Below are 23,420 nucleotides of genomic sequence, written 5' to 3'. Positions count from 1 at the left end.
CAGGGAGAAAAACTATTCTCCCTGTTTCTATAAGGTAAAGCAATGAACATTACCCTAGAAGAAGTCAAACAACAATGCCGTATCGAACACGAGCTAGAAGACGATTTACTCAATGGCTATCTGCTTTCAGCCCGAAAAACAGTAGAAAACCTGACAAATCGCCAACTATTTGATGAATTGCCCGAAGAACCGCCGGCAAATGCGTTACTACTGACGGAAGACATCAAGTTGGCGGTATTAATGCTCACGGCATACTTGTACGAAAACCGCAGCGGCTGGAACGAAGCCAATAATTCACCGAATTTTGCCATTCCCCCTACGGTTGAAATCATCATTCAGCCTTATAAATTCATCACGCTTTAACAAGCGGTCAAATTTTCCGAAAAATTTACACATAAGGAAAAGTATGAACATCGGCAAACTACGTCATTGTATTATTATCCAAACGCAACGCCACCGCCCAAGCGGATATGGTGCAGTCGTTCTCGAATGGGGCGATCTACACACCATTTGGGCGGAAGTCAAACCGATTTCGGGGCGAGAGTTGATTTCGGCAAGCCAAATCCACGCTGAGGCAACGGCACAAATTTGGCTGCGTTACTTGCCGAACCTTGATCACACAATGCGGGTTAAATTTGGCGACCGCCTATTTGAGATTGTAGCAATCCAAAACTGGCGAGAGCTAAACCGAAGCCTTTTACTGCATTGTAAGGAGCTGACGAATGGCGACACTTAACGTCAAAGTCGAAGGGCTAAAAGAGCTAGGGCAGAAAATGCAGCAGCTCGGCAAAAAAGCCACCAATCGCATTTCGGTAAAAGCAATGCGACAAGGCGGAGCTATTGTGCGAGATACCGCACGAGCCAAAGCCCCAATATTGCAAGAAAACGTACTGCATCGGAAGAAAGGCACATTGAAAAAAGCCATTACTGCCCGAACCAAAATCAAAAACGGTAAAACAGAAACAATAATTTGGGTTAAGAAATTAACCGATAAACAAATTAGCCGTTTCAAAGGTAAAAGCGGAAAAGGCGGAGCTTATAACCCCAACGATCCGTATTATTGGCGATTTGTTGAGTTTGGTACAAGCAAAATGGCAGCTCGCCCATTCCTACGCCCAGCGTTTGAGCAGAGCAAACAGCAAGCGGCTAAAGCCATTACCGATACGCTCCGCACCGAAATCCACAAGGAGGCAACTTCTTGATTCAAAATGAACTCTACTCTGCCCTGAAGTCGCTTGTTTCGGGGCGTTGTTTTTATGAAGTTATTCCTGAAACCAACACGGAATACCCTGTGATTGTGTATCAATTTCCTAACATCTCGCCCAATTCCGCCCTAATTGATAGCGAAATGGACGATTACACGGTGCAAATCGATATTTACAGTCGCCACCCTGATGATATTTTCCGACTGCGTAAACAAGTTATTGAGGCAGTCGAAAATGCTTTTAATTTTGCCGAACGAGTATCCGATTTCAGTGATTACGAAGCTGAAACCAAACTCCATCGGCGAATGTTTACTTATCAAATAGCTTATGAGGACTAAACTATGGCTAAAACCACCCCATTTAAAGGTACAAAATTCCGTATTGGTGTAGGCAAGGAAGGGCAAAAAGCGATCACCGCCATTACCCTTGCTACCGCCACATTAACTATCGCTAGCTCAGGCTACAATAAAGGTGATGCGATTGAAATTACCGGCTGTGGCCAACTTGACGGCGTTTACCCTGTTTTATCGGTAACTGGCGATCAGGTTAAACTCTGTGAAGAAGTGAACTGGGAAGGTAAAGACCTACCAAGTAGCTACACACAAGCAAAAGCCGCACGAGTGCAATTCTCCGCTCAATTCTGTGCGATCAAAAACATTGAAAAATCGGACGATACACTTTCTACCGAAGATGTCACAACGGTTTGCTCGGAAGGCACGGAAACCGAACCGGGTGAAATTGAATTCGGCTCAATCAAACTAAGTTTCTTCCACGCACCAAGTACCGAAATGCAAAAACGCCTGCGTAAATTATTCTATGAAAAAGCGACCTTTCCATTCAAACTTGAATTGCCGAATGAAAATGGTACAACCTATGGTACAGGCTTTATTGAAGCTGGTAATGGTTTCTCCGGCGAAGTCAAAGGCAAATACGAAGGCTCTGTTTCAATTAAACCTGCAGGCCGAGACTATTTGCTAATCTAGTTGCAAATTTTATCTAGAAACCGACCGCTTGTTATTTCTACAAGCGGTCTTTTTATATCATAATTTTACTGAAGGAATAATCTATGACGCTACGCGATAAATTATTATCAAACAAACCGGCTCTGCGTGAAATTAACATCAATGGTGAAAAATATTTCCTACGTGATTTAACAGTCGGAGAAACCAATAAACAAATTTTTGGGCAACGTCAGCATTTAATACAATTAGCTCAAACACAAGGTATTGAACTAAATTTTGAGGATGAAGACGAACTACAAGCTACTTTGCGTAATGTATATGACCCATATTCATTGCCTCGAGCGATTGCTACTCGATTATGTGATGAAGATGGTAATAATCTGTTTAACCCAGAAAGCGAAGATGACTTAATTGCTATATCTAAACTAGACGGTAGTGTTTTTGAGGCATTCAGTGCTGCAGTGGCAGCGGGTGAGCCAAAAAACTTAGCGAGCGAAGAAAGTTCCAACTAACACTCTCTCTCGCATTAGGTAAAACACTGGAAGAAATCGAACAGATGCCCGAATGCCACTTTGCTGAATACCAACTCTTCTATCAAGAGCAACCTTTCGGCCTATGGCGGGAAGATTACCGTCAGGCTCAGCTCTCACATTTAATGGCAATGATTAACCGTGATCCGAAAGGCAAAGCTCCCGAATTGTCAGACTTTATGCCGTTTTTTAATCGTGCTGATGAAGATGATGACGGAGTGGCAGAGTATTTGAATAAAAGAAAATAATGCAGGATATTACTTGAATTTTAGGAGAAATTATCTTATTTTAGCATAAGTATATTTTAGTTATTTTGAAGGAGGCACAATGGTTAAATATCTCATATCATCAACGACTAATGCTGTTTGGATTTTATGTAAATTATTTGCTTTATTTATTGTGACTCCTTATTTTCTTTTTATTACAATCCCACAAATGTGGTCTAACGGTACTTTCGGAGATATTCTATTTGCAGCAATACTTATTGGCGTATTTGGTTATTATCTCATTATCGCTGTTTTAAATGGCATTATTAAATTTTGTGACTATCTATTAAAGCCACGTTACTAAGTCAATAAATTTGCTATTTTGTTTTATAAAGCTCACCATCGGTGGGCTTTTTTTATGGGAGAAAAATGATGTCTTCTCTTGGACAACTCAACATTTATCTCAGTTTGGAGGCTATACAGTTCCAACAAGCTCTTGGTAAGTCAGAACAGCAGGCACAAAAGTTTGCCAAGAATTTTCAGGTTGATTTAGAAAAAACTAAAAATGCTGCGAAACAATTTTCGAATCGAACAGTTGAATACTTAGGTAATATAGAAAATGCAGCTAAGAATACCAATACTGCAACTAAATGGGAATTTAAGCTAAATAATCTTGAACGACTACGTAATGCTGCAGGTCAATTATCACAGTTTTCTGATCGCTATACCGAACTCGGTAATAAACTCAAATTAGTCACTGAAACCGAAACACAACACGCCCGAGCTATGGCTGATGTGTACGATATTTCGCTCAAAACGGCACAATCGACTCAAGCTACATCGTCTGTTTATCAAACATTCGCACAAAATTCCAAACAGCTCGGGATTTCACAAACAGAGGTTGCAAAGCTGACAGAAACAGTCGCTAAATCGGTAGCTATATCAGGAGCAAGCTCCGCTACTGCCTCAAATGCATTAGTGCAATTTAGTCAGTCGCTATTAATGGGCAAGATGAAAGCCCAAGAGTTTAACTCGTTGATGACCCAAACGCCATCAATAGTTCAAGCGATATCCAAAGGCTTAGGTATTACTACTGCTGAATTTAAAGCAATGGTCGATAACGGCGAAATGTCCGCTGAAAAGATGATTGAAGGCTTAAAGAAAGCAGAAAGTTATGTAAACGGACAATATAACCAAACGGCAACAACAATAAGTGGTGCAATGCAAAATCTTTCTACTGCAACTGAAAAGTGGGTGGGCGAAACGGATCAAGCATTAGGGGTATCACAATCAGTTGTTAATGTATTAGGGTTGCTTGCAGATAATTTTGATATTGCTGCACGTGCTGTAACAGTTTTGGGTATATCATTTGCTGGATTAAAACTCGGTTCATTTTTACAAGATCAAGCAAATGTAGCAATTGGGGCAATTAAAAATGCTCAAGCAACCGTGACTGAAACAGCGGCTAAAAGAGAAAAATTTGTTGTAATGGCTCAAGAAACTCAAGCAACGTATGCTAATACCCTTGCTCAGTATGAAGATACTAAAGCAAAACAGGCTGATGTTGTTGCAACACAGGCACAAATTCAAGTAGAGCGTCAAAAATTGCAAATTCAGTCTCTCTCAGCAGTGAGTTATACCGAGAGGAAGGTTATTCAACAGCAGTTGCAGCAATTAAATCGTGTCGAACATGAATTGAGCCAAAAGCAAATTTTCTTGGATCAGCAGCAACAAGTAGCAAAAAATGCGTTAAAAACAGCTTATTTAGAAAATACCGTCGCACAATCAGCTTATGCTGTCAGTACACGGGCAACGAGTGCCGCAATGGTTCTTTATCAAGGTATTGCTGCAGGTGTTCGAAATGAAATGAATATGCTCAAAGCTGCAGTATTGTCTAACCCGTTGATGACTTTAGTCACTATTGCCACAACCGCTAGTGCTGCATTATGGGGATTATCTGAAAGTAAAAAAGCAGCCCGAGAAGAAGCACTACGATATGCAGACAGTTTAGACTCTGTTCGAGCTATGACTAAGGCTCAGACTGATGCCGAAATGGTTAAATTGTCTCGCTCAATTAAAGAGCAAAAAACTGCATTAGCCGATTTAAAACAACGCCAAGCCGAACTTACTCGTGAAATTGAGCAAGGTGCGACGGTTTATGAGGATGCGTTTGCTGGCACTGTGCGTGTTACAATGAGTGCGGAAGAGCTTGCGAAAAAACAAGAAGAGCTGAAATTAGTGACCGCAGATACTGAAAAAACTCAAAGAACCTTGAACTCTAGCTTAGAGGCTCAAGAAGCCTTAAAAGCCCATATTCCAATCGCTAACCTACGAGAGGAATTTGTCAAATTATATCCTCACATTGACGAAAGCCAAATCAAAGTCGATGGTTTAAATCTTGCTATCGGCAACTTTACCGTCAAATCACCCGAAATGGTGATTGCTGCGAATAATATCGCTACTGCACTTGGCGGTGTTGCCGGTGAAGCTATGCGAGCAGCGGTAATGGTGGCTAATTTATCCGGTATGGGGCTAAATATTGGCGAAGGTGCTGTTGTATCTGACAAGGCTAATACATTGACCGCTTAAATAAACAAACCAAAATCAGCCAATTAAAACGAGATGGCAAAACCGATGAAGCCAATAAGCTACAAGCGGAGCTTAATCTTGAGGGGCAAGATTTTACCGGGTTAGATTATCAAAAAGCCTATGAAGCTCAATTAGCAAACCTGAAAGAAAGTAGTATCAAAACAGGTAGTAAAGGCAGTAAACCTAAGAAAACCAAGGCAGAAAAAGCGGCTAAAAAGCAACAGCGTGATGCGGAACGCTCTGCGGAAAGTTATCAAAACCAAGTGGCGGAGATGACAAACCGTTTAGCTGGTCTAAAAGCGAATGCCGCAGATATTGCCGTTTTCGGTCAAGTTTCCGACTACCAAGAAGTCCGAAAACTAACAGAAGATATTGCGATCAACGCTGAAAAATACAAAGGTTACGGTGAGCAAGGTGTCGCAAGGCTTAAAGAGTTAGCCGGTCAGTTAGATTCCGCCCAGCAACAGGTAGCCATTTCTCAATTTACCTACAATAATGGTGAAAAACTCAAAGCAATGGAGTTTGAATTAACCTTGCTCGGTAAAACTCGCCAAGAGCAAGAGCTAATGCAGTATAACCACGAGTTAGATCTTGAGGCAGCAAGGCTCAAAATTGGTATGACGGCTGAAAATATTGCCAAATTAGATGAAGAAATCGCTAAGCTCAAGGAACGTCGAGCCGAAATCCAAGCTCAAACAGAGCAATCTCGAGGTAGCTTTAAACAAGGTATGCTAGAAGGCTGGAATAACATCGAAACCGATGTCAGTAATGTTGCTGCCAATGTTGCCAATATTACCCAAAATACCTTTGACGGAATGGCGGACAGCCTAAATAACTTTATTATGACTGGTAAAGCAGACTTCAGAAGTTTTGCTCAATCGGTGCTAAGTGATATTAGCAAAATGTTGATCAGAATGGCGTTATTCAATGCTATCAAACAAGGTATGAACTTTATGGGCTTTTCTGAAGGTGGTTTGGTGGGGGGCTCATTTGCTGTCGGTGGCTATACCGGCGACGGTGGCAAATACACCCCAGCAGGCATTGTCCACAAGGGCGAATATGTCATCACCAAAGAAGCTACCTCTCGCTTGGGTTTAGATTACTTAAATTATCTCAACTACGGCAAGCGTGGTTTTGCTTCCGGCGGTGGTGTCGCCGTGCCGAGAGTACCGTCATCATCTTATCAACCGAAGTCAGCTCAAAGCAGCATTAGCGTACAGGTCATTAATAATGGCGAACCAACGGAAGCGAAAGTGAGCCAAAAACAGCAAGGCGAGCAAACACAAATCACCGTTGAATTAATGCGTAAAATCGCTCGCCAAGAGGCTAACGGAATGATTCAGAATAACTTTAGAGCCGGAGGAGTATTTGCCTAATGGAAACATTAAAATGGTGTGTACGCACTGATTTATCCGTTGAAAATAACCCCGAAATAATGGAAGTTAAATTCGGGGATGGTTATACGCAACGCTCTCCTAAAGGGTTGGATAATCTGTTGCGAACCTATACCGGCACAATCAAAGTGAAGAAAGGGGAACATTTAGCGGTAGAGGCATTTTTTGCCAAACATCGAGGTGTCTCCCCTTTTTACTTTAAAGACCCATACACACAGCAAAATAAAAAGGTGGTGTGTAGCAGTTGGCCTGCCAAAATGGTTGGACTGACATATTGGGAATTTAGTGTAACGTTTAAGGAAGTGCCATAATGCCGGTAAGTATTTCAAATCAAATGAAACTCGACCTCGCCAAACTTGAGCAAAATGCAATGCTGGATTTGTACGAGGTCGATTTACGCAATCTCAAAGATAAAAGCGGTAATGCCGGTGGTGTATATCGCTTTTACTCGGGACTCAATGAGCTGAAAGCCAGTGTAGTATGGCAAGGTAGAACCTACGAACCTTACCCGATTGAAGCAAGTGGATTTGAGCGAAATAGTAGCGGCCCCAGCAACCGCCCTACCCTAACGCTATCTAATCTATTTGGCTTGGTAACGGGTATTGCTAACCAGTTTGATGAGTGCATCGGATCTATTGTGCGGAGACATCAGGTTTACGCTCAATATTTAGATGCGGTAAATTTTGCCAGTGGAAATCCAAAGGCTGACCCAAATCAGGAAATTATCAGCCATTTTGTGATTGAACAACTCTCTAGTCTAACTCGTGAAACGGCAACCTTTACACTGGCATTACCGATTGAAACCGACAATGCCAAAATCCCAAGCCGACTGATTATGGCGGACACCTGCACTTGGATTTATCGCTCGTCCGAATGTGGCTACACAGGAAAACGATATTTTGACGAAAAAGACAAGCCAACATCAGACCCAAAAGCCGATAAATGCAGTCATTGTCTGAATGGTTGTAAGTTGCGAGGCAATCAGCGTAACTTTGGTGGGTTTGTGTCAGTAAATAAATTGGGGTAAATAATGGAATTGGAACAACAAATTATCGACTACGCCCTTAAAAACGAACCGCACGAAATGTGCGGTTTTGTTGTTTTTGACGGCGAAAAAAATCTATTTATACCTTGCGAAAACCAAGCAGAAGACAAAGCCAATTACTTTGAAATCTCTGATTTGGATTACATCAAGGCGGAGGAAAAAGGCAAACTGGTGGCCGTGGTACATTCGCACCCCGAACCAAACAGCAAGCCGGTGCTCTCTGCTCTTGACCGTAAAATGCAGGTACAAACCGGCTTAGATTGGTGGTTAGTGCATCATCAACAAATCCACAAATTCCGAAATGTGCCGCATTTAATCGGGCGTGAATTTAAACACGGTGTGATGGATTGCTATACGTTATATCGTGATGCCTATATGTTAGCAGGTTACGAGATGGACGAGTTCGTTCGAAAAGATGACTGGTGGCATACTGGGCAGAATCTATACTTGGATAATATCCAAGGGCAAGGCTTTGAACGAGTGGACACACCGCAAATCGGCGATGTGATTTTAATGCAGGTCGGTGCCGATGTCCCGAACCACGCAGCCATTTATATTGGCGAGCAAATGGTAATCCACCATAGTCCGAGCCGCTTATCTAAGCGTGATTTATATGACGGTTATTGGCTACGCCATACCCACAGCATTTGGCGGCATAAATTGGCGGATAAGTTAGATTTTGGCGGTATATTAAATGATATTTCTGTTATGGAGTAAAAAAATCTTTAAAGGAGTTTAAAAGAAATTAAGCCTTTAAGTTGTGAAAATACACTTAACAAAGCAAGAGTGTGGAAGTCCTTCCACGTTACACAGACAATTGGCATTGTTATGATTTCACAACGCAATCGGAAAAAACACCCCCCGAAAGCGGCAAACTTTCGGGGGGTTTATTTACCCCTTATCCTGTTTATCTACTAAGGAGCAAATTTTGATTAATTATACACCAAAACATCAAGTAAAGGTAGGTGGGAAAATGAGTGAAAAAGATGCAGGTATTGTAGGAAAACGCTTGGCAAATTCTGCCCTAATTATTGCGGTATGCTGGGGATTAAGTGCCTTAATTGTAGCAACAGCATATCTTTTAAAATAGTAATTTCTGGTGGTAATATGGTTACAGTTAAATTTTACGGCAACCTTAAAAAATTCGGCACAGATTTTAAACTTGATGTTAAAGATACCGCAGAAGCCGTCAGAGCGTTATGCTCACAGCTTAATGGCTTGCGTGAAACGCTACGAGATGGAGTCTATAAAGTCCGAATTGGTAAACAGTATTTAGATGCTTCAGCCCTTGAAAAAGGGCTTTTTTATTGCCTCAAAAAAGACCAGACCATTCATTTTACTCCTGTTATCAAAGGGGCAAAAAGCGGTGGTATTTTCCAAGCCGTGTTAGGTGTGGCTTTAATTGGTGCTGCATTTGCATTGGGTCCTATCGGTTTGGGATTAGTTGGTTCTGCTACAGCGATGACAGTTGGGGCAATGGGAGCCTCAATGTTGCTAGGTGGTGTCGCTCAAATGCTGACAAAAATGCCAAAAGCTCCCTCTATGGGTAACGAAAAGGAGAAAGAAAGCTCCACCGCTTTTTCTAATTTGAATAACTTAGTCGCACAGGGTAAGCCTGTACCGCTGGCTTATGGCTTGATTAGAACAGGTTCACTGGTTATTTCGCAAGGCGTAGAAACAATTACGATTAAAGAGAATAAACCAGCAAATAACAAAAAATCAGGATTTAAAAAAGGATAAAGTTATGCGTATTTACGGAGCAAAAGGCGGTGGCGGAAGTAGCCACACCCCGATTGAAGCACCTGAAACAGGTCGCTCAAAGCAAATTGTAAATATTGTTGAGCTTATCTGCGAGGGCGAAATTGAAGGCTTGGTCGATGGCTTTAAATCAATTTACTTAGACGGAACAAAAATCCAAAACGATGACGGCAGCTATAACTTCAATAATGTGAGTGGTCAGTTAAATGTCGGTACGCAAGATCAAGATGTATTAGACGGTTACGACAGCTCGCAGAATGAAGTGAATGTCGGCGTTGAAGTAAAGAAAAAGAATGGGGCTATTGTTCGTACCGTAACTGATGAACGAATTAATCGCTTGCGTTTAACGTTGGGTGTACGTTCGTTATTTCATCAGAACAATCAAGGCGATACAAATACAACCAGCGTAAGCCTAAAAATCACTATTGGAACACGCCAATACACGCATACTTTTGACGGCAAATACAGTTCGCAATATCTTGAATCGGTAGTATTTGATAACTTACCGCCTGTGCCATTTAACATCTCCGTTGAACGACTAACAGATGATAGCGATTCTCAACGCTTACAAAATGGTACTATCTGGAGCAGCTATACTGAAATTATCGATACTGAATTTACTTATCCCAATTCTGCAGTGGCAGGGATTAGTTTTGACTCCGAATATTTTAATAGTATCCCTACCCGAAACTACTTAATCAAAGCAAAGAAAGTCAAAGTACCTAGCAACTATGACCCTATCAAACGCACTTACACAGGCTTTTGGGACGGCACATTTAAAATTGAGTGGACGGATAATCCAGCGTGGGAGATTTACGACTTAGGCCCAACATTAAGCAAGATGTTAGGGGTGGAAATCAGCTTTGATAAATGGGCGTTGTACGACGTTGCTCGCTATTGCGATCAACTTGTGCCTGATGGTATGGGCGGAATGGAGCCTCGCTTTACTTGTAATGTATGGCTAACTGAAGTTAAAACGGCTTACGATTTATTAAATGATTTCTGTTCGGTATTCCGTGCTATTCCCGTCAGGAATGGTACAGAGGTTTCCGTCATTATTGACCGCCCCCGTGATCCTGTTTGGACTTATATCAACGCCAATGTAGTGAGTGGTTTTGAACGCTCCTACTCTGCTCGCAAATCTCGCCACAATGCAATAAAAGTTACCTATTCCGACAAGAGCAACGGCTATGAAAGTGCGATTGAATATATTTCAGACGATGAAGAAATCCGCAAGCACGGCTTAAATCTAAGTGAAGTAACAGCGTTCGGTTGTACTTCTAAAGGGCAAGCACACCGTACAGGAAAATGGATTTTAGAAACCGAAAAACGAGAAAAGGAAACCATTACCTTTACCGTGGGACGTGAGGGCTTAATGCACTTACCGGGTGATATTATCCGTGTGGCTGACAGCCACTATGCAGGTACGGAAATTGGCGGACGTGTGCTTGCCATTAATGGGCGAAAAGTCACTTTAGACCGTGAAATCACCATTGATGATGCCAGTTATTTTACATATATCAACGGTGAGGCGACACACTCTACCATCAAAATCCAATCGGTAAACGGCAAAGAAATTACCCTTGACAGCATACCAACAGGTCTAGAGGTTTATGGCGTATGGTCGTTATCAACTAAACAGATTACCTCAGGTTTATACCGTTCGATTTCGATTGTGGAAAATGCAGATGGTACAAATACCATTACGGCATTACAACATGAGCCTCAGAAAGAGGCTATAGTTGATAATGCTGCTCACTTTGTAGAAACAGCTCGCACCCTCTACAAAGCCCCACAAATTAATGCGGTGGAGGTTGCGACAGGTTATGACGGTAAACTCTATATTTCCAGCGATATTAGTTCCGGTGACGGTAAGCTGACCTACGATATTAAAATTACCAAAGACGGTAATTTATATCAGTACAAAAAAGGTTTAAGCGCCCCAAATATAGAGTTAAGCGATCTACCTAACGGCGATTACACTGTAGTTATTTACGGCAAAAACGCTAAAGGACAAATTGTTACCGAAAAAACACAACCCTTTACTATTGACCGCCCACCTGCTCCGACAGGTGTTGTGGTAACCGGTGGTTTAGGCAATATCACGCTTGAATGGGATTGGGTGAATGAAGTCACACAAACCGAGATTTTTGCTGCGGAAACCGATAATTTCGCACTTGCAGAAAAAATCGCAAAAGTGACCGCTCGTACCTATGCTCATACCGTCAAAGGTAACAAGGTTGTACGCTATTATTGGCTAAGACACACAAGAGGTATTAACGTTGGACCGTTTTACCAAGAACGAGGCGTAAAAGGCGAAAGTGCGGTTGATTTAGACACAAAATTAGAGGAGCTAAACAAAGGACTCTCTAAAAATATTGTAAATGAAATCATTGATACTGCATTACCTGCCCGTCAGCTTGGAATGACAAAATACGTCCAAAATCTTGATATAAACGTATATCAAGGCCAAAAACAGGTTTACGACACCACAACTAATAAATTATACAGTTGGAATGGATCTAAATACTTGCCATTGGAACAAGAAATTTTAGCCGGTGCAATCAAAGGGATTATTCAGCCGGAACAGCTTGCAAGCATACCTACCAGAAAATTAGATGGCACTATTGAGGCTCGCCAAATGGCGGCTAATAGTATTGGTGCTAATGCAATACAAGCTAATGCGATTGGAGCGGATAAACTCCAAGCAAACTCTGTTACTGCTGCTAAAATCCAAGCTGCTGCAATCAATGCTCAACACATTGCAGCAGGGCAAGTATCTGCCGATAAAATGGCGATTGGGTTAGGCGGTAATTTGCTGTATAACCCGATTTTTGCCAATCCTATAAATGACATTCCTTTTGGGTGGAGTAAAGGGATATACGCTAACGTGACGGAGCGATCTATTCACGCAACTAATTCTGATGGTTGGGTAGATCAGCAAGTATTTTTACCAAATGAACGATTAGTTAGATATTCGGTAAATACAACAAATAGTGCTGTACCTATCAACTCGCGAGTATCGTGGTTAGGTCAAACCGGCGTATCAGTTATTGCAGGTCAAACATATATGTTTTCTGCTTATGTGTCAGGGCATAGATTAGGTGCAAAATTATATGTGGATTGCCGAACGCCTGAAGGTGGTTATGCTGGTAACTTTACATCAGCTTTTGCAAGTGGAAGTATGCACCGTAATATTGGCAACACCAGTCGTTTATTTGTCAAATTTACCGTGCCTGCAAATGCAAATAAAGTTGATTTGTACATTATGGGCTACAAATTAGACGCAGCAGGTTCGGATAATGCCATTATGTTTGTTGCCCGTCCCATGCTGGAAGAATGCACCGAATATACTCAAGCCCCGAGTGCTTGGGTAAATGCTGGTGTAACCTCTATTCACGGCGGCTCAATCGTAACTAACACGGTAACCGCTCAACAAATTGCGGCAAATACCATTACAGCCAATGAGATTGCAACCGGTACGATTGCAGCCCGAAATATAGCAGCAAGCTCAATTAATGCGAGTCACATTGTAGGTAAATCAATTACTGTGGATAAACTCAATGTTACGAATTTATCTGCTATTAATAGTAATTTAGGTACTGTGACGGCCGGCACAATCCGAGGTACAACAATTACAGGTAATGCGATTAGTGGTGGTACTATCAATGGTACGACGATTACGGGTACAACGATTAGTGGAGGGACAGTCAAAGGCGCGATAGTTGAAGGGGGAACTATTAGAGGGGCTAGAATTGAAGGTTTAACTATTGAGGCTCAAAATATTATTGGTGATGTAGTTAAGGTTTATTCTGCTAGATACAATGGGGGCAAGAATGAAACTGTAACTATAACAATACCCGCTTCAGCTAAGTCTCGAACAGCTTATATTATGCCTGTGTTTCTTAATTCGATACACCTTGCCGGTACTGATTCTGAGTCTATTGGTCTCTTTGCTGCTGTTAGGGTAAAACAAAATGGCACAGAACGCATGTATAAAAATTCTGCAAGAAGGGATAGCGTTTTGTACGGTGTAATACATATCCCTGCCAATATTACAACCACATTGCAATTTGTTGTAATAAAGGATACTTACTTACATCACGATCCTTTTCCTGCAACTGAGTTTGTTGCGTTTTGCAATAACGCATAACAATTTATACTACAAATACTAAAGGAAAACATTATGACAACATTTAATAAAATCTTAAACCCAATGTACTCAACCATCGCCAGCTACTCAACGCAAGACGACGGCTCCCTTAGTGCCAAATATGTCGTCGGTACTGGTGATGATGCTGATGGTGCAGTTACAAACTTTGTGATTGTAACCAGCGAGTACAAATATATTGATGCGCAATCCGCTAAAGCAATTACAGATGCACCACTAACAAAAGATGATTTAGGCAAAACACCAACGCAGATTATGTTAGGTCGTATCTATACCCATCTCAAAGAGACAGGGCAGATTGTAGTTTAATTCAGTAACTACCATATCAACTACCATTTTATATGTATAGTTGCTTAGAATTAATGGAGGTGTCTCCCGCCTCCGTTTTAAGTGTGCCGTAAATGTACCGTAAATGGTGTTATTTAATGTAAAAAGATGTGAAATAATGGTAGGTAATATGAAGGGATTATCTCTGTAAGTCTTTGTTTTTATTAAGTAAATTAACGCCTTTTTAAATACACCTATCGCCCTTCTAAGGCGTGGGTCAAAGGTTCGAATCCTTTAGGGCGTGCCATTTATTCCATATCTAAAAACAATTTTCTGCTTATAGTAAACTAAATACTTTTAATATTTCATCAAAAATATAATTCTCAGCGTTGGAATAATTACTTTTCTTCAAACGACATAGTGTTACCCGCCATAAGACAGGATCTTCAATTTTAATACTAACCAAATGTGGATCTTGATAATATTCCCCTGTTGCCAATGGAAGAATAGTTAAAATATCGGAATTAGATTTTGCCGTATAATACAAAAAATCCCAAGATGCCGATTCATAAACAATATCTGGGTGAATATTATGTCTTTCAAAAGACTCCTTTAGGTGCTGATAAATCATAAAGGTTTTATCAAAAGTAACTATTTTCTCTTTATGCAGATCTTGCCAAGTAACACTTTTTTTCTGTGCTAAATGGTGATTTGGGGAACAGAAAACAGACAATTCTGAGCGATAGATCTCAAAGGATTCAATAATTTTAGATGAAATATGCTCTGGGTATAGCAAAGTTGCAAAATTCACATCCCCCAATAATAATTCACTCTTTAATGAATACGCCCCCTGCTCTTTTACCTCAAACTCAATTTGAGGGTTATTTAAAATCAGTTCCGGCAAAATTTTAGGAAAAATAAGAGAAAGAATTAAAGGCGGAATACCAATGGAGATTTTTCCTGTAATTTCTTGCTCTTTATTATGCAAATTTCGATTCATCTGGTGATATTTTTCAAGCAATTCCTTCGCATCTCGATAATAGTTTTCACCAACATAGGTTAAACCACTGATTTTGCCATTTGCTCTTGTAAATAAAGCAACATTTTCCTGATGTTCAAATTCATTGATCATCATACTTAAAGCTGGCTGAGAAATATAAAGATTTTGTGACGTCCGACTTAAATTAAAACCGTTTTCTACAATTCCAATAAAATAGCGTAAATGTTTGATATCCATTATTTCTCCTAGCCTATCTCTTACCTACTCACTTTAGCAATATATGCCCCACTCATTTAATAGACACTACAGCTCTCAACCAAAACCATAAAATTAATTTATAGATAAGTAAAAAAACTGTATTTTAAATTAACAAAATAAGCCACTACACTCTCTATCTAAAAGTAAGATAGAAAACATTTCAATTTAGGCTTTATGAGCATAATCTGTCGATTTACTTAAAGGTTATTGACCAACTTGCTCTTTTATCTGTAATCAATTTTTAACCTTATATAAATTTATTTTATCTTATAGGAGAGTGTTATGTCTAAATGTATTTCAATAGATAAGATCCGAAACCATTTCTTTGATGGTATGACAATAATGTCAGGTGGATTTATGGGGTGTGGAGCTCCCGAAATTATCATTAAAGAAATTTTAGATTTAGGAATTAAGGACATTACTCTGATTAGTAGCGATACAGCAATGATCGATACTGGAGTAGGTCCTTTAATTTTTAATGGGAGAGTGAAAAAACTCTACGCTTCACATATCGGTACAAACCCTGAAACCGGTAAACGTATGATTGCAGGTGAGATCGATGTTGAGCTTTGCCCACAAGGTACTCTTGCAGAACGTATTCGTGCAGGTGGTGCGGGCTTAGGTGGTTTCTTAACGCCAACCGGTGTTGGCACAGTGGTGGAAGAAGGCAAACAAAAAATCACTATAGATGGTGTTGAATACTTACTTGAGCTGCCACTAAAGGCTGATGTAGCCATTATTAAAGCAGATATAGCCGATGAAAGTGGCAACTTAGTTTTTGCGGGTGCAGCTCGAAACTTCAACCCAATGATGGCATTAGCTGCAAAAACTGTAATTGTGCAAGCCACAAAAATTGTGAAAGTAGGTGAAATCGATCCACATTTAGTAATGACCCCTGCTGCGGTTGTAGACTACATCGTACAAGGATAATGGAAGGAGAATAACTATGAATGCTAAAGAAATTATTGCCCGCCGTATTGCCCTAGAGTTTAAAGACGGAGATATCGTTAATCTTGGTATTGGTTTACCCACTATGGTAGCGAACTATGTCCCAAGTGATATTTCTATCACTCTACAATCTGAAAATGGCTTTTTAGGCTTGGCTGCCTTTGATCCTGAAAATCCTGATGAAAACATCGTCAATGCTGGTGGTCAACCTTGTTCAATCCAAGCCGGTGGTATGTTCTTTGATAGTAGTTACTCATTCGCTCTCATCCGTGGTGGCCATGTCGATGCTTGCGTACTTGGTGGTTTAGAAGTCGATCAAGAGGCAAACCTAGCTAATTGGATGGTACCGGGGAAAATGGTTCCTGGAATGGGTGGAGCAATGGATTTAGTGACTGGATCCCGTCGAGTCATTATTGGAATGGAACATTGTGCTAAAACCGGTGCCTCAAAAATCTTGAAAAAATGTACGCTACCTTTAACCGCACGTAATAAAGTCCATCTAGTGGTTACCGAGCTTGCGGTATTTGAATTTATCGACGGTAAATTAACCCTAACTGAAATTGCTGAAGGTTGTGATTTAGATACCGTTAAAGCAAAAACAGAAGCTGAATTTATCGTTTCTCCAAACTTGAAAACTATGCCATTGGCAAATTAACAGATAACAAGCGGTCGATTTTGGTAAAAAATTTGCAAAATCTGACCGCTTATCCACGAAGTTTATCCCAATAAAGAAGGATACAGTATGAAAAATGTTGTTATTGCAAGTGCGGTACGTACCGCGATCGGTAACTTTGGTGGATCTCTTGCCGGAGTTTCAGCCATTGAACTTGGTACATCAGTTATTCAGTCAGCAATTGAACGTTCTGGCGTTGATATTATGAAAATTGATGAAGTTATTATGGGTAATGTTTTACAAGCAGGTCTTGGTCAAAATCCTGCTCGTCAAGCATTACTACGTGCAGGAATTGGTCAAGAAGTACCCGCTTATACCATCAACAAAGTATGTGGTTCGGGCTTAAAGGCAGTCGCACTAGCTGCACAAGCCATTAAAGCAGGAGATGCTAACATCATTGTAGCAGGTGGTATGGAAAATATGAGCCAAGCCCCTTATCTACTTGATTCTAAATCCCGTTGGGGTTATCGCTTGGGTGATGGAAAAGTTCAGGATGTTATTCTATCCGATGGCTTAATGTGTGCTGAAAACAATTACCATATGGGGATTACTGCTGAAAATATCGCTAAAAAATATGGCATCACTCGCGAAATGCAAGATGAGTTAGCACTTGCTTCTCAGCAAAAAGCTACTGCTGCAATTCAATCAGGTGTATTTAAAAACGAAATTGTGCCGTTAAATATCAAAATCAAACGTAAAGAAGTCCTTTTCGATACCGATGAATTTGTAAAACAAGATTCTACTATCGAGGGGTTATCCGGACTTCGTACTGCTTTCGATAAAGAAGGAACTGTTACTGCGGGTAATGCTTCAGGAATCAATGATGGTGCAGCAGCATTAGTTATCATTGAAGAAGAAACAGCAAAAGCATTAGGCTTAAATATTCTTGCCCGTATTCGAGGTTATGCAAGCGGCGGCGTGTCACCGGACATTATGGGAATGGGCCCCGTACCTGCTACCTTAAATGCATTGAAAAAAACCGGCTTACAATTAAGCGATATTGATTTAATTGAAGCAAATGAAGCCTTCGCTGCACAATTTTTAGCAGTAGGCAAAGAATTAGGTTTTGACTCTGAAAAAGTGAATGTAAACGGTGGTGCTGTTGCACTTGGTCACCCAATCGGTGCTAGTGGTGCTCGTATTTTAGTGACACTTTTACACGCAATGCACGCTCGTGATAAACAATTAGGTTTAGCAACTTTATGTATCGGTGGTGGTCAGGGTATTTCAATGATCGTTGAACGTATTTAATCCATAAATATTAATGTGAGTTGGTGGGTTTATGCTCACCTACAAATTTAACAAAACAGAAGGAAAATTCTATGTCTAAAAAAACAGCATTAGTAACAGGTGCAGCAAGCGGTATTGGTTTAGCAGTTTGTGAAAGCCTTGCAACTGAAGATTTAAATATTGTCATGGTAGATGTAAACGAAGAAGCGTTAAAAGAGCATTCAGCAAGACTTGGTGCTTCTTTCATTAAAGCAGACCTTTCAAAACGTGAAGGTTGCCAAACCGCAGTTGAATTTGCTGCTGAGAAATTTGGCGGCGTAGATATCTTAGTAAACGTTGCCGGTATTCAAAATGTTTGCTCAATCGAAGAATTCCCTGAAGATAAATGGGACTTTATGATCAACTTAATGCTTACTGCCCCGTTCCTATTAACCAAATACAGTTGGAAGTATATGAAAGCGAAAAATTGGGGTCGTATCATTAATTTAAATTCAATCCACGGTTTAGTAGCATCTGATTTTAAATCTGCTTATGTTTCGGCAAAACACGGTTTATCAGGTTTAACCAAAACGGCTGCATTAGAAGGTGGCCAGTTTGGTATTACCGTGAACTCTATCTGCCCAGCTTATGTTCGCACCCCATTAGTAGATAAACAAATTGCTGACCAAGCGAAAAACCACGGTATTTCAGAAGAAGAAGTGATTAGCAAGATTATGCTAGCGAACGCTGCTGTGAAACGTATGATTGAGCCAAAAGAGTTAGGTGAATTTGTGAAATTCTTATGCTCTGATGCTGCAGCATCTATCTCAGGTGCAACTTTAACTATGGACGGCGGTTGGACTGCTCGTTAATCGACAAAATTGAGGAATAATCCTTAAATTTCACGGGTGCATGCAATGGTAAAGGCACCATTATTAATCAGGGTGCTTTTATACGCACCCTTATATTTCTAGGAGATTTATATGTTAAGTTTAATTGGCATTTTTGTCGGCTTAGTACTATTGATGTATCTTGCATTCCGAGGTTATTCAATCGTTTGGATTGCACCGTTATGTGCTGCTGTGGTTGCCTTTACAGGAGATTTAGACGTACTAGATGCCTATTTAGATAGCTATATGACAGGTCTGGTCGGCTTTGTGAAAGCCTGGTTTCCTGCTTTCTTACTAAGCGCGATTTTTGGTAACTTAATGGATGTGAGCGGAGGAGCTAAATCTATCGCCTCTTGGCTAACTAAAGCATTAGGCACCAAAAGTGCGATTGCATCAATCGTATTAGGCTGTGCATTATTAACTTATGGCGGTGTGAGTTTATTCGTAGTCGTATTTGCAGTATATCCTCTAGCATTAGCAGTATTTAAAGAAGCGAATATTACTCGTCGTCTAATTCCTGGCACTATCGCATTAGGTGCATTTACTTTCACGATGACAGCTTTACCGGGCTCACCACAGATTCAAAACTTAATTCCAACACGCTATTTCCATACCGATGCAATGGCTGCACCATTCATGGGGCTTGTTGCAACCGCATTTTTATTCTTTGGCGGTGTTGCCTACCTTGAAATGCGTCGTAAAAAATACGTAGCAAATGGTGAATTTTTTGTAGAACCTACGGAAGGAATAGAAAAAGTAACCGATGAAAAATTACCGAATCCGCTTTTAGCCATTTTGCCATTAATTACTGTTATTGTCGTATTAAACTTTGTACCAGAATTAATCGGTTTAAAAAATAGTGATCCTAAAAATATCGTAATTGCCTTACTAGCGGGTATTACATTAGTTATATTGCTCAGCTTAAACAAACGCGATAAGTTTATTCCTGCAATAGGTAAAGGTGCGAATGGTGCAGTAGGGGCAATTATCAATACGGCAGCTGCAGTAGGCTTTGGTAGCGTAGTTCGTATGGCACCGGGATTTGAACATCTAACTATAATGATCTTAAATATCCCAGGTAGCCCATTAATTTCACTTTCTATTGCGATTAATGTCTTAGCAGGAGCAACAGGTTCTGCTTCAGGCGGTATGGGTATTGCGTTAGAAGCTCTTGGTGAGAAATACCTACAAATTGCCCAACAATTCGGAATTTCACCGGATGCAATGCACCGTGTTTCATCACTTTCATCTGGCGGTTTAGATACTATGCCACATAACGGTGCGGTATTAACCTTATTGAGTAATACTGGAATGACTCATAAAGATTCCTACCTGGAAATCGCAGTAACATCTTTCCTTATGCCAATTCTTGCAACCATATTAGTGATTACATTATATAGTTTATTTGGTATAGCATAATTTAAAAAGATTGGATAATGCTCTGCCCCTCAAAAGTTAGACTGATTTAATTCAAGGACTGAGTTCTGTATTCCACAGGGCTGAGTCCTTTTAGCTTCACTTGAATATGCTCATTGTTGTAGTAATGTATGTAATCGTGGATTATTTATTCACAAGCAGCGGTTCAAAGGTTTCAAACCGCTTGCTAAAATAATATTCCGTTTTCAGTCGCCAGAAAAACTCTCCATTGCCCCGTTATCCGGGTAATTTCCTTTTCTAGACATACTTTGCGTTATGCCGTTTTTTTTGACAAATTTCTCGAAAATCCGACATTTGATACAACCAACCTTCTGAGTGTAATATCGGTTTAGCTTCCTCAAGCCTTACCTCAGCTTGTGCTATCATTCGGGTAATTTGCTCAAGATTTGGGGTGCAGATTAGCAAGCGGTTTATTTTTATGGCTTTTTTACACAGATAGCACCTCTAAAAAAACCATTTAGTTTTTTACAACTAAATGGTTTTAGTGCTCAAGCATTACTAAAAATTATGCCGCAAACGGATCTCTTAGAATCATCGTTTCTACACGATCCGGACCTGTTGAGAGGATATCCACTGGTACGCCGACTAATTCTTCGATGCGTTTGATGTAATCTAATGCAGCTTGTGGTAAATCTTCTCGTTTAGTTACACGGAAGGTATTCTCAGACCATCCCGGCATTGTTTCGTAAATTGGCTCAACGCCTTCCCAGTCTTTTGCTGCAAGTGGTGCGTATTCCACAATTCTGCCGTCCGGCATTTTGTAAGCGGTACAGATTTTTAACTCTTTAAAGCCATCTAACACATCCAGCTTTGTCATACAGAAACCAGAAATTGAGTTAATTTGAACTGCACGGCGAACCGCTACCGCATCAAACCAACCACAACGGCGTGGGCGACCGGTTACTGCACCAAATTCGTTACCTTTACGTGCAATTTCTGCCCCTACTTCATCAAATAATTCGGTAGTGAATGGTCCACTTCCTACACGGGTACAGTAGGCTTTAATGATACCCAGTACATAATCTAAGTGGCGAGGACCGTAACCAGAACCGGTTGCAACACCACCAGCTGTTGTATTTGATGAGGTTACAAATGGGTAAGTACCATGATCGATGTCTAACATCGTGCCTTGTGCGCCTTCAAATAGGATATTATCACCATTTTCACGTGCTTCGTGAAGTAATGTAGTCACATCCGCTACCATACCTTTGATAACATCCGCAATTGCAAATACATCATCTAAGGTTTTTTGATAGTCAATTGCTTCAACTTTATAATAGTTTACAAGTTGGAAGTTATAGTAATCTAAAATATCTTTTAATTTTTCGGCGAAATGTTCTTTATCAAATAAATCACTCACACGTAAGCCGCGGCGAGCGACTTTATCTTCATAAGCAGGTCCGATACCGCGCCCTGTTGTACCAATTTTGTTTTTGCCAAGTGCTGCTTCGCGAGCATGATCCATTGCTACGTGGTAAGGTAAAATTAATGGGCAAGCTTCTGAAATTTTTAAACGTTCACGCACATTAATACCACGTTCTTCTAACTCCCCCATTTCTTTCATTAATGCTTCTGGGGAAAGCACCACACCATTACCGATTAAGCAAGTTACGTTATCGCGTAAAATACCTGATGGAATAAGGCGAAGAACCGTTTTTTCACCATTGATAATCAAAGTATGGCCGGCATTATGACCACCTTGATAACGTACCACGTATTTCACACGATCTGTTAATAAATCTACAATTTTACCTTTACCCTCGTCGCCCCACTGAGCGCCAAGAATAGCAACACTTTTACCCATAGGAAATGCCTCTTAAATTCAAATTAATATGAAAAACTATTATAACCTCATATTACAAGCGGTCAAATTTTTAGACTTTTTTGCAAAAAATCGGACAAATCGTACCGCTTGTAACATATACCAATAACGAGGCAACAGTTCAGAAAATGAAAACCCGATACACGATCGGGTTTTGCTAGATACAATTATTTTGTCGGCGCTTGCATAAAGCGTAAGAATTCGCTGTTTGGCTTTAATAACATCATGTTATTTTGGCCTTCAGCAAAGCTGTCTTCATACGCTTTTAAGCTACGTACAAAACTGTAAAACTCCGGCTCTTTACCAAACGCTTCAGCATAAAGTTTTGCAGATAAAGCTTCCCCTTCACCTCGCAATTCTTGTGCAGTTTTATTTGCATTTGCTAAAATTAACACCACTTTTTTATCGACTTCCGCACGAATCACTTCTGCTTTTTCGTTACCTTGTGAACGGTGTTCACGTGCTACCGCATCACGCTCTGCACGCATACGTTGATAAATAGAAGATGAAACTTCATTTGGTAGGTTGATCTGTTTTACACGCACATCAACTACTTCAATCCCTAAACGTTCCGCACCATCTTCGCCCGCATTAAGGGCTTTTTGTGCCCCTGCCATCAACTCACCACGTGAGCCGGAAACAATGTCTTTAATGGTACGAGAACCGATTTCAGAGCGCAAACGGTCACCCACTTTACGGCTTAATAAGTCTGACGCTTTTTTCGAATCACCACCAGTTGAGGTGTAAAATTGTCCAAAATCGCTAATACGCCATTTCACGTAAGAGTCCACCAGTAGATCTTTTTTCTCAACAGTTACGAAACGGTCTTCTTGTCCATCTAAAGTTTGAATACGCGCATCTAATACTTTTAGAGTATCAATAAACGGCACTTTAAAATGAATACCCGGCTCATAAACCACCACTTTTTGGTCGCTATCACGGTGTACCTTATTAAAGCGTAACATAATGCCACGTTCGCCTTCATTGACAATAGTTACAGACTGAAGCACTACAAAGGCAACAACTGCAAGTACAGGTAATAATAATTTACGCATT

General features: G+C 40.5%; 24 protein-coding genes, 1 tRNA gene and 1 pseudogene. 22 read left to right on the top strand and 4 right to left on the bottom strand.

Going from position 1 to position 23,420, the window contains the following annotated elements; all coding sequences use genetic code 11:
* Positions 1–42: 42 nt before the first annotated feature.
* The 17 genes from A6B41_RS04010 to A6B41_RS03930 all read left to right on the top strand — a co-directional run bounded on the left by A6B41_RS04010 (position 43) and on the right by A6B41_RS03930 (position 14,434).
* A complete protein-coding gene (locus A6B41_RS04010) occupies positions 43–363 on the top strand; it encodes a head-tail connector protein (protein WP_027074906.1) in 321 nt (106 codons plus the stop codon).
* Positions 364–406: 43 nt separating this feature from the next.
* Entirely contained in the window at positions 407–736 is a 330-nt protein-coding gene (locus tag A6B41_RS04005) for a phage head closure protein (RefSeq protein WP_027074907.1), read from the top strand.
* Positions 723–1,202: an HK97-gp10 family putative phage morphogenesis protein gene (locus A6B41_RS04000; protein WP_027074908.1), complete on the top strand. Its 480-nt coding sequence runs from the start codon at positions 723–725 to the stop codon at positions 1,200–1,202. Before A6B41_RS04005 ends, A6B41_RS04000 begins: the two co-directional genes overlap by 14 nt.
* A complete protein-coding gene (locus A6B41_RS03995) occupies positions 1,199–1,543 on the top strand; it encodes a DUF3168 domain-containing protein (RefSeq protein ID WP_027074909.1) in 345 nt (114 codons plus the stop codon). Before A6B41_RS04000 ends, A6B41_RS03995 begins: the two co-directional genes overlap by 4 nt.
* 3 nt (positions 1,544–1,546) lie before the next feature.
* Positions 1,547–2,188, top strand: a complete 642-nt coding sequence (locus A6B41_RS03990; RefSeq protein WP_027074910.1) for a phage tail protein — start codon at positions 1,547–1,549, stop codon at positions 2,186–2,188.
* Between the two features lie 83 nt (positions 2,189–2,271).
* Positions 2,272–2,679 (top strand): hypothetical protein, encoded by a 408-nt coding sequence (locus A6B41_RS03985; protein ID WP_027074911.1) that lies wholly within the window; start codon positions 2,272–2,274, stop codon positions 2,677–2,679.
* A gap of 44 nt (positions 2,680–2,723) precedes the next feature.
* The gene (locus tag A6B41_RS03980; protein WP_027074912.1) at positions 2,724–2,945 is read left to right on the top strand and encodes a phage tail assembly protein T; all 222 of its coding nucleotides are present in this window, start codon (positions 2,724–2,726) and stop codon (positions 2,943–2,945) included.
* 79 nt (positions 2,946–3,024) lie between these two features.
* Positions 3,025–3,267 carry a hypothetical protein gene (locus tag A6B41_RS03975; protein WP_027074913.1) on the top strand — a complete coding sequence of 81 codons (243 nt, stop codon included), beginning with the start codon at positions 3,025–3,027 and terminating at the stop codon, positions 3,265–3,267.
* A 65-nt stretch (positions 3,268–3,332) separates the two neighbouring features.
* Entirely contained in the window at positions 3,333–5,492 is a 2,160-nt protein-coding gene (locus A6B41_RS11115; protein ID WP_237052494.1) for a tape measure protein, read from the top strand.
* Positions 5,493–5,764: 272 nt separating this feature from the next.
* Entirely contained in the window at positions 5,765–6,868 is a 1,104-nt protein-coding gene (locus A6B41_RS11110; RefSeq protein ID WP_237052493.1) for a phage tail tape measure protein, read from the top strand.
* Positions 6,868–7,197, top strand: coding sequence for a phage tail protein (locus A6B41_RS03965; RefSeq protein ID WP_027074914.1), 330 nt, complete (start codon positions 6,868–6,870; stop codon positions 7,195–7,197). The genes A6B41_RS11110 and A6B41_RS03965 overlap by 1 nt, the downstream gene beginning before the upstream one ends.
* Positions 7,197–7,913 (top strand): phage minor tail protein L, encoded by a 717-nt coding sequence (locus tag A6B41_RS03960; protein ID WP_027074915.1) that lies wholly within the window; start codon positions 7,197–7,199, stop codon positions 7,911–7,913. The genes A6B41_RS03965 and A6B41_RS03960 overlap by 1 nt, the downstream gene beginning before the upstream one ends.
* A 3-nt stretch (positions 7,914–7,916) precedes the next feature.
* Positions 7,917–8,648 (top strand): C40 family peptidase, encoded by a 732-nt coding sequence (locus A6B41_RS03955; RefSeq protein ID WP_027074916.1) that lies wholly within the window; start codon positions 7,917–7,919, stop codon positions 8,646–8,648.
* 390 nt (positions 8,649–9,038) lie between these two features.
* Positions 9,039–9,671 (top strand): tail assembly protein, encoded by a 633-nt coding sequence (locus A6B41_RS03950; protein ID WP_027074917.1) that lies wholly within the window; start codon positions 9,039–9,041, stop codon positions 9,669–9,671.
* Between the two features lie 4 nt (positions 9,672–9,675).
* Entirely contained in the window at positions 9,676–13,842 is a 4,167-nt protein-coding gene (locus A6B41_RS03945; RefSeq protein ID WP_237052492.1) for a TipJ family phage tail tip protein, read from the top strand.
* Between the two features lie 33 nt (positions 13,843–13,875).
* Positions 13,876–14,169 (top strand): hypothetical protein, encoded by a 294-nt coding sequence (locus A6B41_RS03935; RefSeq protein WP_027074918.1) that lies wholly within the window; start codon positions 13,876–13,878, stop codon positions 14,167–14,169.
* Between the two features lie 194 nt (positions 14,170–14,363).
* Positions 14,364–14,434: transfer RNA gene (locus A6B41_RS03930), tRNA-OTHER, on the top strand.
* Between the two features lie 30 nt (positions 14,435–14,464).
* On the opposite strand, the gene A6B41_RS03925 is transcribed toward A6B41_RS03930, so the two are convergent.
* A complete protein-coding gene (locus tag A6B41_RS03925) occupies positions 14,465–15,364 on the bottom strand; it encodes a LysR family transcriptional regulator (protein WP_027074919.1) in 900 nt (299 codons plus the stop codon).
* Positions 15,365–15,667: 303 nt separating this feature from the next.
* On the opposite strand from A6B41_RS03925, the gene atoD reads away from it, so the two are divergent.
* The 5 genes from atoD to A6B41_RS03900 all read left to right on the top strand — a co-directional run bounded on the left by atoD (position 15,668) and on the right by A6B41_RS03900 (position 20,524).
* Entirely contained in the window at positions 15,668–16,315 is a 648-nt protein-coding gene (gene atoD, locus A6B41_RS03920) for an acetate CoA-transferase subunit alpha (protein WP_032847518.1), read from the top strand.
* A 16-nt stretch (positions 16,316–16,331) separates the two neighbouring features.
* Positions 16,332–16,988 (top strand): 3-oxoacid CoA-transferase subunit B, encoded by a 657-nt coding sequence (locus A6B41_RS03915; RefSeq protein ID WP_027074921.1) that lies wholly within the window; start codon positions 16,332–16,334, stop codon positions 16,986–16,988.
* 87 nt (positions 16,989–17,075) lie between these two features.
* Complete coding sequence (locus A6B41_RS03910) at positions 17,076–18,257, top strand: acetyl-CoA C-acetyltransferase (protein WP_027074922.1); 1,182 nt, start codon at positions 17,076–17,078, stop codon at positions 18,255–18,257.
* A 71-nt stretch (positions 18,258–18,328) separates the two neighbouring features.
* Positions 18,329–19,087 carry a 3-hydroxybutyrate dehydrogenase gene (locus A6B41_RS03905; RefSeq protein ID WP_027074923.1) on the top strand — a complete coding sequence of 253 codons (759 nt, stop codon included), beginning with the start codon at positions 18,329–18,331 and terminating at the stop codon, positions 19,085–19,087.
* Between the two features lie 111 nt (positions 19,088–19,198).
* Positions 19,199–20,524 (top strand): GntP family permease, encoded by a 1,326-nt coding sequence (locus A6B41_RS03900; protein WP_027074924.1) that lies wholly within the window; start codon positions 19,199–19,201, stop codon positions 20,522–20,524.
* Between the two features lie 46 nt (positions 20,525–20,570).
* Here A6B41_RS03900 and A6B41_RS03895 read toward each other — a convergent pair.
* The 3 genes and pseudogenes from A6B41_RS03895 to hflC form a co-directional block, all read right to left on the bottom strand.
* Positions 20,571–20,935, bottom strand: a pseudogene (locus A6B41_RS03895) (transposase); the annotation flags it as partial.
* Between the two features lie 112 nt (positions 20,936–21,047).
* A complete protein-coding gene (purA, locus tag A6B41_RS03890; RefSeq protein ID WP_027074925.1) occupies positions 21,048–22,346 on the bottom strand; it encodes an adenylosuccinate synthase in 1,299 nt (432 codons plus the stop codon).
* Positions 22,347–22,531: 185 nt separating this feature from the next.
* On the bottom strand, positions 22,532–23,419 hold the full coding sequence (gene hflC, locus A6B41_RS03885; protein WP_027074926.1) for a protease modulator HflC: 888 nt from the start codon (positions 23,417–23,419) through the stop codon (positions 22,532–22,534).
* Position 23,420 lies beyond the last annotated feature (1 nt).

Origin of the sequence: Mannheimia granulomatis, assembly GCF_013377255.1 — a bacterium.
GTDB lineage: Bacteria > Pseudomonadota > Gammaproteobacteria > Enterobacterales > Pasteurellaceae > Mannheimia > Mannheimia granulomatis.
Note: the sequence above shows the minus strand (reverse complement) of the source record. Positions and strands in the feature narration are given on the sequence as shown.